Genomic DNA, 11,679 nt, shown 5'->3' with positions numbered 1-11,679 from the left:
CGCCCGGCAGAGCGCCGAACGGCCGCGCGAATTCCTGGGTCCGCGGCGACTTGGCCGATGGACTCAGAAGGTGCCGACGCGTACGGCGGTCGCTGCCAGGGTGGTGTAGTTCATCGTGAAGCGTCCGCCCAGGGAGTCGATGGCGTCCCCAACCGCGCCCAGTATTTCGGCCAGCTGATCGGGACGGAGTTGGGTGAGGCCGCCGGTGGTGGGTAGCAGGTCCAGCCATTGGTCGCGCGTGTAGGACTGCTCCCAGTCGAATCGCCACTGTTCGGGAGCGTTGAACTGTTCGGTCTCGCGGATCTTTTCCGCGATCATCGCGTATGCCGCTTGGTAGAGGTCGAGTGGACGTCGGGCCGGTTGGCCGTTGAGTGGGGAATCGGGCGCCACCCGCCGGTAGGCAGCGGCGAACGGTTCGGCCACCTCGGTTGGCGGCTCGTACACGTGCCCGAAGATCGCCAGCCGTCCCTCTGGCCGCAGCACACGTGCCGCCTTCGCGACGCCGACGACCGGTTCCACCCAGTGCCACGACTGGGCGGCGATGACCGCGTCGAATGTCCGGCCGGTCGACTGCCAGGCCTCGAAGGTCGCCACCTCGACCTGCAGGCCGCGGGCTCGCGCGAAGTCGGCCATCCGCGCATCGGGCTCGATGCCGAGCACGGTGCAGCCGGCGGCCTGGAACTGGCGGGCCGCGATACCGGTGCCGCAGCCGACGTCGAGCACTTCAGGGCCAGGGCTTCCGGTGACGATCCGCGTCACCAACGGATCAGGGTAGCCGGCCCGGGCCTGGTCGTAGCGTTGCGCGTCCACGCCGAATGACTCGGCCATCCGCCGGGCCTCATGCGGCTCCGCCGGGGATGATTCCGGCTGCCCTCGCGGTAAAATGGGCATGCGCCCACCTTAGTGGGCACGCGCCCACTGGGCAACGGTTGCCGGTGGGATGACGCACGAGAGGAACTGTGAATGCCGACTGGGGTGCACCTTCGCGACGCGCGGCAGCAGCTGTTCGACGCTGCGGAACGCGTGCTTCTGCGGGACGGGCCGAACGGACTGACCAGCCGGGCCGTTACCGACGAGGCGGGCTGCGCCAAAGGCGTCCTGCACCGGCACTTCACCGACTTCGACGCCTTCCTCACCGACCTCGTACTCGACCGGGCCGCGCAGCTTGAGACGCAGGCGAGTGCGCTGCGCGAGTGCGCCGGCACTGGCGCGGTGGCCGACAACCTCACCAGCGCGCTGACCACCCTGTTCGGACCGATTCCTGTGGCAATCATCCCGCTCATCACCTTCCGTGATGAGCTGCGCGCACGGCTGCGGCAGGCCATGCCCGGGGGCGGCATCGCGATCCTTGCCCAGGCCACGACCGCGATCTCCGTCTATCTGGCCGACGAGCGCGAACTGGGCCGCATCGCGGCCGACGCCGACATCGACTCACTCACCCTCTCGCTGGTCGGTGGCGGGCATCTCCTGTTCGCAGACCGCGACCCCGGCCCGCCGACCACGGCAGCCGTCAACAAGCTCGTGACAGCGGTTATCGCCGATGCCGTGCAGCGACGACCGGTCTAGTGACCCCTTGAGTGTCGACAAACGCATGTACGCCGAGCGTGGTCCGGCCAGCCTTCTTCAGGGCCGGGCCGACCTCCTGGCCGCAGCCGCCGGGGGCCAAGACAGCCATCCCCGCTCCAGCGGGTGCGGAACCACGCTGCGGCCTCCCTCCATCATGCCTCCAGGGCGCTGACGTCACTGCTTGACGTGAACGAAGCCGCGAGAAGCACCCGCTGGCGGAGCAAGGGAGTCCGGCCCGATGGAACATCTGCCGCTTCAGCGCTCCAAGTCTGTTGACGTGTCCCTCGACCACGCCGGAGCTGTAGTCCGAGGTCAGACCAGCCAGCACGGCGTCCGATGTCCTGACGCAGGAATCCGGCGAAGCTCTACGCTCTGACGCTCGCTACTCAGTACGTCAGCGCACTCATGCTCGAAACTAAAGGTCCTGAACTATCGGCGCCAATGAAGAGAGCGATACGAGGTAGCGATGAATCGATGGCTTTTCGGGCACGGGCGGTAGGTGGCTGCCATGTGTACCTCGTAGGCTCGAAACCGTGAGCGATCACGACACTCATGGGTCCGGCCTGATCGACCTGAACCTGCTGCGCACCTTCCTCGCGGTGCACCGACTAGGCTCCTTCACCGCCGCCGCACGGCTGAGCCTGTCGCAGTCCACCGTCACCACGCAGATGCGGGCGCTGGAGAACCGCCTGGGCCACGAGCCGTTCGAGCGCCGGGCGCACGGCGTCAACCCGCTGCCCCATGCGGACGAACTCGCCATGCGGCTGTCGGCCCCCCTCGATCAGTTGGCCGACATCACCGGCGAGGCGCCGAGCAGCACCGTGGCAAGGCCCATCTGGCGGGCCCCGCGGAGTTCCTGAGCGCTTTCGGCCTCAAGGTGCTGGCCCCGATGGTCGCGCAGGGCGTCCGGCTGCGGCTTGGTCATCTGACTGACCGAACTGCTGCTCCGAGTGGGCGTTAAGTCCGTTTCTGGTTGCAGCGGTAGGTAGTCCTGTTACGGTGCCCGGATGACATTTGAAGATCATGACCCGTCGGCCCGACGCACGAACGACGCCTGGGCCGACGCCCTGGCCCGCGCGGTGCAGCTCGCGCTCGCCACACTGCGGCCGGCACCCGCGCAGGCGGAGGCATGGGACGCGAAGGCTGGTGCGCTGGAGTGGACGTGCTGGGAGACGGCCGAGCACCTGGCGGACGACTTGTTCTTCTACGGCATGCAGATCGCGACACCCGGCCTGCCGGCCGGTACCTATGTCCCCCTTGAGATGCACCGTCAACGGCCCGAAGGGCCGGTCAACATACTCCAGGCCGCGCGGGAGCCGGGCCCGTCCGGGCTGCTGACAGTTCTGGAGGCGTGTGGTGCGATGCAGGTCTCCCTGACCCGCACAACTCCCCCGTCCACCCTCGCCCACCACGCCATGGGTGCCTCGGACCCGGCCGGTTTCGCGGCGATGGGCATCGTCGAGACCCTTCTCCACACATACGACATCGCAGCCGGTCTTGGCATGGAATTCACCGCCCCCGACGACCTCTGTGCGATGGTCCTCGATCGGCTCTTTCCACATGTGGAGCGCGGCGAGGAGCCGTGGCAGACGCTGCTGTGGGCGACCGGGCGAGGTGAGCTCGCGGGGCGGGAGCGGCTGGAGAAGTGGCGCTGGTACGGGGAGGTGCGTGAGGCGGAGTGAGGCTCGCTACCGCTCAGAGCCCCGCCTGGCTGGGCCCTCCTCAGCGGACGCTAAGACCGATCTTCCTCGATTCGTGATCGCTCGATCGTGGTGCTGATCGTCACGTCGACCACCCGTTGGACATGTTCATGCCAAGATGTGGGGCATGGAGCGACAGCCGTACCCCAGCGACATGTCGGACGAGCAATGGGTGTTGATCGAGCCGATGATCACAGCCTGGAAGCAGGACCGGGTGAAACCGGGTGAAGCGGTCGGCGACCGGCGACCCCGGGGCCTGCGATCTGAGGGAAGTCGTGAATGCGATCTTCTACCACAACCGGACGGGCTGCCAGTGGCGCTATCGGCCGCATGACCTGCCGGCCTGGTCGGCGGTCTTCTAGTGGCGCGAAGACGGGCTTGACCAGCGGATTCAGGAACTCCTGCGCTGCCGGGTGCGGGAGAGAGCCCGGCGATTAGAGGACCCGTCCCTCGTGATCATCGACACCCAGTCCGTCCGCGCGGCCGCGAGTGCCCCGAAGACCACGACCGGGCTGGATGCCAACAAGAAGGTGTCGGGGCGCAAGCGGGCACTGGCAGTGGACGTGTTGGGGCCCGTCATCGGCGTAGTCGTGCTGGCCGCATCCGCCCACGACAACGCCGCCGGCACCGCCCTGCTCGACCAGGCTGCCCAGCGGTGCGGCCTCCGCCTGGAGAAGGCTCTGGTGGACCAGGGCTTCAAGGATCAGGTCATCATTCACGGGGCGCTACTGGACATCGACGTCGAGGGCGTCCACCGCAACCCCGACCACCAGGGCAAAGGCTTCGTTCCACAGCCGAAGCGGTGGATCGTGGAGCAGGTCAACGGCACGTTGATGTCGCACCGCCGCCTGGCCCGGGAGTACGACCACCGGCCTGACGCCTCCACCTCGCGCGTCTACTGGGCCTCCATCGCGAATATGGCCCGCCGGCTGACCACACCCGCCCCGGCCTGGCGCGACACCTTCGGGCTGGCCGCATGAACAGCATCGAGCCCCTGGCAGACCTCCAGACTCAGCACGACGCGACCGAGGCCCGGGCCGGCGAACTACGCGAGCAGATCCAGCACTTGACTGCCACCTTGGCCAAGACCGAAGCGCGACTCGCGGTCCTGGCCACCACCCGGAAGGTCGTCACCGAACTCGCACCGGCCGGAGGCGAACCCGAGCCGTCCGGGACGAACACCGCCTACCAGGCCATCGCGAACGCCTTCAACAAGCATCCCGACCAGGCATTCCGGGCCCGTGAGCTGCACGAACTCCTCGGCATACCCACCGATGAGGCAACCGTCGACGTCACTCGCGCCCGCCTCGGACGCCTCCTTCGCCAAGGCTTCCTCACCCAGCCCGGACGTGGCCGCTACCAGAAACGGACTTAACGTCCACTGAGAACTGCGTACCGGACGCCACGACATCGTCGTCGCCACCCGCCGACGCCGCGGTCGAGCGCTGCAGGCCGAACGCCTCGCCGATGAGGAATTCGGCCTGGTCACCGCCCCGGCATGGGCCGAACGGCTCAAGGGGCATGAGCTGCCCACTGCCCTGGAGAGCCTCCCAGTGATCGCCTACGCCGAGGACCTGCCCATCGCCCGACGCCACTGGCGCCATGTCTTCGACCGCCGCCTGTACGTCCAGGCCGCCATCACCGTCCCCGACCTGCGCGGCGTCCTCACCGCCGTCACCAATGGCGCCGGCTGGAGTGTCCTGCCCAGCTACCTGTGCCAGGGCGAACTCGCCTCCGGTGCCCTCCGGCCAGTGCACCAACCGGAGGACCCGCCGGTCATCACCGCCTACCTCGTCCAATGCCTGGGCAGCTCCACCAACCCGCACCTGACTCTCGTCCTGGAGCACCTGCTGTCCGCCGCCAAGACCTGGTGAGCCACGTGTGAGACGGTTTCGCAAGTCGCAGAGGCAGAATGGGCCACCACAAGGTGCGGCTTGAAGCGGTTCCAGCCGGGCCAGGGCGAGCCGGGCAGGTGACCCCGGTCGGGACGGTCAGTCGGCCCAGTGCGCCAGGACCTTCTGGCGGATTTCCGTGGGGTAGGCCTGGCCGAAGGAGCTGTGCGGGAGGCGGCCTGAACCCGGTGCGGGCTGGAGGGCGTTGTGGACGACCACCGGGCCGCGGCGGGCCTCCTTCTCCTCGGGCGTGTAGCAGCCCAGGAGGGGATGGATGCGGCCGTCCCACGCCTCTGCGTGCTGGACGGGATGGACGCGGGTGGCCAGGGCCCACAGCAGATCGTCGTCGTCGGCCGGATCGATGTCGTCGTCCAGGACGAAGACGTTCGAGGTCACGCGGCCCGCGCGGGAGGCGGCCAGGACCTCGCCGATCCGGTGGACGAAGGCGTCCGCGTCGGTGCCCGGCAGCCGGTCGCGCCAGTCGGCGGGCACGGTCACCACGGACCAGTGGGCCGCGGCGCGCAGCGGCAGCCAGACGGTGCCGATGGGCAGACCGGCGGTGCGTAGGTCGGCGAGCATCTCGGCGGCTTCGCCGACGCCGGTGACGGTGTGGTACTCGTCCACCGGGCGGCCTTCGGCGACGAGCGGCCAGATGGGGTCGTCCCGGTAGGTGATGGCCTCGACGCTGTAGACGGGCTGCATCGAGGTCTCGTCGGAGGCATACCCGGCGAACTCGCCGAATGGGCCCTCCAGTGCGTCACGGCCCACGGACAGGTGTCCCTCGATGACGATCTCGGCACCGGCAGGGACCTCGAGGTCGTTGGTCTCGCACCGGACCACGGGCAGCGGTTCGCCGTGCAGGGCGCCGATGTAGCCCGCCTCGTCCACGCCCTCGGGCAGCGGGATACCGCCGACGAACGGGACCGCCGGGGCGCCGCCCTGGACCAGGGCGTACGGCATGGGCTTGCCGATCTTCGCCCATTCCTTCCAGATCAGGCCGATGTGCTGGGGCGGCACCACGAGGCCGGTCATGCGTCGGCCGTCGAGCATCATGATCCGGGCGATGGACCAGTTGGTCCACCGGCCGTCGGGGGTGCGTGCGACGATGATGCCCCAGGTGTTGGTGTAGCGCTCGCCGTCGGCCTGGTGCACGCGCGGCACCGGGAAGCGGTCGAGGGTGGCGTCGTCGCCGAGCAGCACGTTCTGCTTGACGGGCGCCTCCTCGCGTGCGACGCGCTTGGGGGGTACGGGGGTGGCGTGCCGGGTGCGGGCCAGGTGCTCGACCAGTTCGGCGGCCGTGGTGTCGGCGGGCAGGCCGACGGAGAGTGCCACGCGGGCCAGCGGCTTGTCCGGCAGCGAGCTGAGCCCGGCGGGGGCGCCCAGCAGGCGGAATCCGGGCTCGACGCCGGTGACGTTCTCGAACAGCGTGGCAGGGGAACGGCGTTCGTAGGAGAGCCGGGTGATAGCGGCGGCCTCCAGGTCGGCGCTCACCTCCCGGTCGATGCGCCTGACGTCGCCCAGGGCGTCCAATGCGTCGAGGTACTCACGCAGGTCGGAGAGATGGGTCACGGTGCAACTCCCTTGCTGTGCTTGCGGAGTGGTGTTCTTGTGGGATGAGGGCGGAACCGCCGTCGTCGACGGGCAGGTCGGCGGGCCGGGTGGCGACGGCGTGCCGCATGCCCTGCCAGCGCCGGGCCGCACCGGATTCGATGCCGAACTGGTCCAGCACCCGGGCCACGATGTGGTCGACGATGTCGTCGACCGTGGCGGGATGGTTGTAGAAGGCGGGCATGGGCGGAACGATCGAGGCGCCCATCCGCGCCAGCGCGAGCATGTTCTCCAGGTGGATCTCGTTCAGCGGGGTTTCCCGCGGTACGAGGACGAGCCGGCGCCGCTCCTTGAGCGTCACATCGGCGGCGCGGGCCACCAGACCCTCGGCATACCCGGCACGGATCCCGGCCAGGGTCTTCATGCTGCACGGGATGATCACCATGCCGTCGGCGCGGAACGAGCCGGAGGAGATCGCGGCGCCCTGGTCCTCGGGCGCGTACATGACGTCGGCGAGCCGAGCCACATCGCGTGCGCCGAGTCCTGTCTCCGTCTCCAGCGTGGCGCGCGCCCACCGGCTGAGCACCAGGTGGGTCTCCACGTCGTCGTGGTGGCGCAGTTCGGTGAGCAGTCGTACACCGAGCACCGCGCCCGTCGCTCCAGTCATCCCCACGATCAGTCGCATGCCGACCCCATCCACATTCAGTACACGGAATGTCTGTACACGGAATATACTCTCTTCCGTGACGAACGCAAACCCACGCAACTGGCTGCAGCTAGACGAGTCGCTGCCCCATCAGCTACGCCGGGCCACCCAGGCATGGACGCTCAGCTGGCAACAGCGCGTACCCGACCTCACGACCCCCCAGTTCGCGGTGCTGCTGGTGCTGCGCGACCACGGCAGCATGGACCAGTCGGCCCTGGGTGCCCTGACCGCCATCGACCGCTCCACCCTCACCCCCCTGCTCGACCGCCTGGAGGCCCGCGAGCTGGTGACCAAGGAGGCCGACCCAGCCAACCGCAGGCGCCGCATCATCACGCTCACCGAAGCGGGCCGCCGACACCTCAAGGCCGCCGTCGCCGAGGCCGCGCGACTGCACGAACGACTGCAACTCCTTTTCGGTGAGGAGGAGTTGCGGCGACTGGTGGACGCGCTCCGCACACTCGGCGACATGCCGCCGGAAGCCACAGACGAGCCCTGACCGCGCCAACCCAACTTGTATCGAGCAGTTGACACAAGATATCAGGCTGCGACATCTTGTAATCACCACTTGATACAAGCACGGCTTGCGGCAAGCAACGCCGAAGGCTCTGGGCGCAAGCCGCGCGGCCACCACACTCACCGAGGTCTCCTATGCTCGACACCGTCCGGCCTGTATCCCGCCTCCGTGCCCGCGCCCACCGCTACGCCCGCTGGGCCGGTCTCGTTGCGGGCCTTATGGCCGCACAGCAGGTGGCCTCCCTGGGCACGAGCAATTTCGGCGACGATTACGGCGCGCTCATCGTGTACGCCATCACCGCTTTCGGCCTCTGCGCGGTGGGCGGCGTCCTGCTCGGAGACGCGCTCACCCTGCGCCCTCAGGAAGCCGTACGCACCGCCGGTCTCGTACCGCGCCGGGTCCGGGACCATGTGCCGCCCCGCATGGCCCCGTTGCTTGTTCTCCAGGCGGTATCCCTCGTCGTGCTGCTGGTGATCGGGGCTGCCACGGCTTCCCCCGATGCGATGGGCCGGGCGGGCCGGGCAATCACTGTCACCTGCGACGGTGCACCCAAACCTCTCGGACCGTGGCCCGGCATCTTCTACGGCATCCCGATCCTCGCCTCTCTCACGGCCGGAACCGGCGCCTGCTTCTGGGCCCTGCGCCGTATCGCCCACCGCGCCGGGGACGATCAGCAGCGCCGTGACCGCTCCTGGGCGATCACCGCAGCCTGGGGAGTGCTGGTCTCGAGTCAGCTGTTGCTCGTCGGTTTGATGATCGCCACCGTGCTGACGCACACGACCTGCGCGGCCACGCTGGGCACTGTCACTGCCTTGGTGATCTACCCTCTGGGCCTGCTGGGTCTGATCAGCCTGGCATGGTGCCTGTTCACCCTGGTGGCACCCCGAGCAGCACGACGATGACGGAGCCAGCCGTCCGCGTCGACACGACCAGCCCGGTGCCACCGTACGAGCAGATCCGCGCCCAGCTCGCCGCCCTGATCATCACCGGCCGACTGACCGAGGGCGAACGCCTGCCGACCGTGCGTCAGCTCGCCGCAGACCTGGGCCTGGCACCGGGCACCGTGGCCCGCGCCTACCGCGAACTGGAGACCGCCGAGCTGATCCGCACCCGCCGTGGCGCGGGCACCCGGGTCGCGGCACCCCCGTCCGAAGCGAAGCAGCCCGACCCGAACCAACTCGCCACGCTGGCCCGACACTTCACCGCAGCCGCACGCGCACTGGGTGCCAGCCCCGAGGCCATCCTTCTCGCCGCCCACCAAGCCCTGAAATAGACCTTGCCGCGTCTGGATCACCTGATCGTCGGCTGCAACCCCCATTTGGTGAGGAGGGGTTCGGCGGCTGATGGACGCGTTGCGGCACTCGGCAACGGGCGACCGGAAGCCGAGGACGAGACCTGACGGGTGTCAGGCAGCGTGTTGCGACTGTCGACGTCCAAACGCTGTGCCAGACCGCAGCCTGTGACCCACTCAAGCATCACCACGAACAGCGGTTTCAGACCTGGGCTCACCCGGGGTGCTGGGCGCCATCGCTCACCTACATCACAAGGCAATTGCCCCTCCCCGGCAACCGGCGAGACACCCGGTTGTTACGCAAGGCCACCAGGGTGTCATGTTCATGCATGCTTCGACTTGGAGGGTTTCCTTGCTGACTTTGCGACGTCCCAAGCTGTCCTGGGCCAAGCGGTTCGCGGTGCTGATCGCCGCCATCGCGTCCGTGTTCAGTGTGTCCGCCGTCAACAGTCCTGCCGCGAATGCGGCGGTCTACAGTTCTTGCAGCATCGACGGATGCTCCGACGCGGCCTCGGCCAACTCGACCTGGTCCGACCTCGGCTACCCGACCACTCGGGGCTGGTACGACTGGCCGGACGGGCAGTGCAGCTACGCGGGCGGCGAGTTCTACAACAACGACGGGGAGTTGCCTTCCGGTGACACCTTCTACGAGTACGACGTCTACCCGCGCTCCTGCGGAGCCCATCGGGACGCCTACCGGATCGTCGTCGACTCCAACACCGGTGCGGTCTGGTATTCGCCCAACCACTACACCGACTTCTACCAGCTCTGATACTGCAGCACGACTTCGACAATCGGCCTGCTCGGATGTGCGGGTGAGTGTAGTCGGCTGATGTGCCCATCAGGGGCGGTCCTCCTGGGACCGCCCCTCGATCATGTGCAGGCGGCCGCTTTGCGGAAGCGTGCTGCGCCTCAGCCCGCCCACCCGATCTCGCCCACCTCGATCGCTCCGGTATGCCGCACGTAGCACCTGTCAGCTGTCGCCGTCAGCAGCCCCATCAACCCAGGTGACGTCACACTCTGAACCGCCACCCGAATACGTGCCACGTCCTGGAACGCGTCGTTGATCGGATAGCCCGCGTCCCGCAGCATCTGCACGGCCGTCTCCAACGGGATCACACCCGCCCGGTACGCGGTGACGACCTCGTCCAGTACCACGGCCCGATCCGTCGGTGTGTGCGGCGCCCACGCCAACCGTGCTGGGAGCACGAACCTCAGCAGCAGCCGGTACTTGTGCTCCCTGGCAAGCCGCACCGACCCCACCAGCGCATCCAACGGCGCCAGCGCCAGCGCCAGCTGGAACGCGTACCCCGACGGCACCTCCGAAGCATCCAGCCCAGCGTGCCCAAACCGGCCGCAATGATCCACGAGTTCGCCGCGATCCGGTCACGAATGCCGGGCCAGGGCGAATCACGGCCACCAGGCCGCCGGTGACATCACGGTCCTGGGAACGGACCGGACCGACTTACAACGGCCCGCTCACCCCGGGGTACCAGTGGGGATGGCGAGTTCCCGGCCGCGATAGAAGCCTTCCCGCTCCTCTACAACGTACGGGGCCATGGCAGCACGCCGCTGTGCCTCGGGCTCGGAGGCCCGCCAGGAATCGCATGCCTCCTTGGAATCCCAGAACGACACACCGGTGATCTCCTGTCCGTCCTCGGACCAGTACGCGAAGGCGCGGCGCATGCCCTGCGGCTGGGCGGCCGGCCGCCATGCCCTCTCGAAGTCCTCCAGTGTGCCCGGCTGAATGCGGCGGGTCGTCACCCAGACAAAGTGTTCCTCCATCGCGGTCTCCTCCGCTACGGCGATTCGGCTCGTCGGCGCCACTTCGACCACCGTAGGTCCACAGCACGGATCACGCCTGCGCGGGAAAGCTGAGGTCGGGGCCGTGCCGATCTCACACATACGGAGGACCGCCGCACCGGCGGCGGCACATCATCGGAAGTCTGGCCGGCTGCCAGGGCGGCGAGACCTTCAGCGGTCGGCATGCGCAGCGCGTGTTGCGGAGCGACCGAGTGCACGTGTGCTCCCGTGCATGGCAGACGTCCAGGGGGCGCGGAAGGCGATACATGATGGAGGTACAGCTGTGTTCTGCGAGGAGGAGTACGGCATCGCCGCCCGGCCGGACCCGCGCGCGTACTTCGGGCGGCTGGACCCGCTGGGGTATGAGATCCCACACCATGCCCAGCCAGTCTTCCGGTAGGCCGCCGGTGCTGGACCTGTGCTGCTTCACCTGGCGGAACTGTGCGAGCGGTGCATCTCCCCCGCTCACCAGACGATGTCGACGGCGGAACTGGCGGCACAGGACAAGGAGTTCTACACCCGGACGTTCACAGCCCTGCTGGACGGCGTCCGGAGACCGGTATGGGTCAGCGCATTCGTGCTGCGGACGGTGTCGTACCACCCGATCGTTCAGGCACTGGTCGCACACGGTAGGAGTACCACCGTCGATGTCACCCGCA

At 68.4% G+C, this 11,679-nt stretch carries 14 protein-coding genes and 1 pseudogene; 10 read left to right on the top strand and 5 right to left on the bottom strand.

The annotated features are described in order from the left end of the window. Positions 1-63 precede the first annotated feature (63 nt). Positions 64-891 (bottom strand): class I SAM-dependent methyltransferase, encoded by an 828-nt coding sequence (locus AB0L75_RS25355; protein WP_365184797.1) that lies wholly within the window; start codon positions 889-891, stop codon positions 64-66. Positions 892-963: 72 nt separating this feature from the next. Between AB0L75_RS25355 and AB0L75_RS25350 the strand changes: the two genes are divergently transcribed. From AB0L75_RS25350 to AB0L75_RS25325, 6 genes and pseudogenes are all read left to right on the top strand, one after another. Further along, entirely contained in the window at positions 964-1,566 is a 603-nt protein-coding gene (locus tag AB0L75_RS25350) for a TetR/AcrR family transcriptional regulator (RefSeq protein ID WP_365184794.1), read from the top strand. Between the two features lie 533 nt (positions 1,567-2,099). Then, complete coding sequence (locus tag AB0L75_RS25345; protein ID WP_365184792.1) at positions 2,100-2,426, top strand: LysR family transcriptional regulator; 327 nt, start codon at positions 2,100-2,102, stop codon at positions 2,424-2,426. Between the two features lie 147 nt (positions 2,427-2,573). After that, positions 2,574-3,248: a hypothetical protein gene (locus tag AB0L75_RS25340; RefSeq protein WP_365184789.1), complete on the top strand. Its 675-nt coding sequence runs from the start codon at positions 2,574-2,576 to the stop codon at positions 3,246-3,248. A gap of 145 nt (positions 3,249-3,393) precedes the next feature. Then, positions 3,394-4,246: pseudogene (locus AB0L75_RS25335) on the top strand (IS5 family transposase). Beyond that, positions 4,243-4,641 (top strand): hypothetical protein, encoded by a 399-nt coding sequence (locus tag AB0L75_RS25330; protein ID WP_365184787.1) that lies wholly within the window; start codon positions 4,243-4,245, stop codon positions 4,639-4,641. The pseudogene AB0L75_RS25335 and the gene AB0L75_RS25330 overlap by 4 nt, the downstream one beginning before the upstream one ends. A gap of 13 nt (positions 4,642-4,654) precedes the next feature. After that, entirely contained in the window at positions 4,655-5,140 is a 486-nt protein-coding gene (locus AB0L75_RS25325; protein WP_365184870.1) for a substrate-binding domain-containing protein, read from the top strand. Positions 5,141-5,257: 117 nt separating this feature from the next. On the opposite strand, the gene AB0L75_RS25320 is transcribed toward AB0L75_RS25325, so the two are convergent. Continuing rightward, on the bottom strand, positions 5,258-6,727 hold the full coding sequence (locus AB0L75_RS25320; protein WP_365184784.1) for a UbiD family decarboxylase: 1,470 nt from the start codon (positions 6,725-6,727) through the stop codon (positions 5,258-5,260). Then, positions 6,702-7,391, bottom strand: a complete 690-nt coding sequence (locus tag AB0L75_RS25315; RefSeq protein WP_365184782.1) for a non-oxidative hydroxyarylic acid decarboxylases subunit B — start codon at positions 7,389-7,391, stop codon at positions 6,702-6,704. The genes AB0L75_RS25320 and AB0L75_RS25315 overlap by 26 nt, the downstream gene beginning before the upstream one ends. A gap of 58 nt (positions 7,392-7,449) precedes the next feature. On the opposite strand from AB0L75_RS25315, the gene bagL reads away from it, so the two are divergent. From bagL to AB0L75_RS25295, 4 genes are all read left to right on the top strand, one after another. Further along, a complete protein-coding gene (gene bagL, locus AB0L75_RS25310) occupies positions 7,450-7,908 on the top strand; it encodes a MarR family transcriptional regulator BagL/FevM (RefSeq protein WP_365184779.1) in 459 nt (152 codons plus the stop codon). 152 nt (positions 7,909-8,060) lie between these two features. After that, positions 8,061-8,828 (top strand): hypothetical protein, encoded by a 768-nt coding sequence (locus AB0L75_RS25305; RefSeq protein WP_365184777.1) that lies wholly within the window; start codon positions 8,061-8,063, stop codon positions 8,826-8,828. Then, positions 8,825-9,199, top strand: coding sequence for a GntR family transcriptional regulator (locus AB0L75_RS25300; protein ID WP_365184774.1), 375 nt, complete (start codon positions 8,825-8,827; stop codon positions 9,197-9,199). Before AB0L75_RS25305 ends, AB0L75_RS25300 begins: the two co-directional genes overlap by 4 nt. A gap of 370 nt (positions 9,200-9,569) precedes the next feature. Continuing rightward, complete coding sequence (locus AB0L75_RS25295; protein ID WP_365184772.1) at positions 9,570-9,989, top strand: ribonuclease domain-containing protein; 420 nt, start codon at positions 9,570-9,572, stop codon at positions 9,987-9,989. A gap of 140 nt (positions 9,990-10,129) precedes the next feature. Here the strand turns inward: AB0L75_RS25295 and AB0L75_RS25290 are convergent, their stop codons facing one another. Continuing rightward, positions 10,130-10,537, bottom strand: a complete 408-nt coding sequence (locus AB0L75_RS25290; RefSeq protein WP_365184771.1) for a hypothetical protein — start codon at positions 10,535-10,537, stop codon at positions 10,130-10,132. A 159-nt stretch (positions 10,538-10,696) separates the two neighbouring features. Beyond that, the gene (locus AB0L75_RS25285) at positions 10,697-11,002 is read right to left on the bottom strand and encodes a hypothetical protein (RefSeq protein ID WP_365184768.1); all 306 of its coding nucleotides are present in this window, start codon (positions 11,000-11,002) and stop codon (positions 10,697-10,699) included. Positions 11,003-11,679: the final 677 nt, after the last annotated feature.

It is taken from the genome of Streptomyces sp. NPDC052101 (genome assembly GCF_040680235.1).
GTDB lineage: Bacteria > Actinomycetota > Actinomycetes > Streptomycetales > Streptomycetaceae > Streptomyces.
Note: the sequence above shows the minus strand (reverse complement) of the source record. Positions and strands in the feature narration are given on the sequence as shown.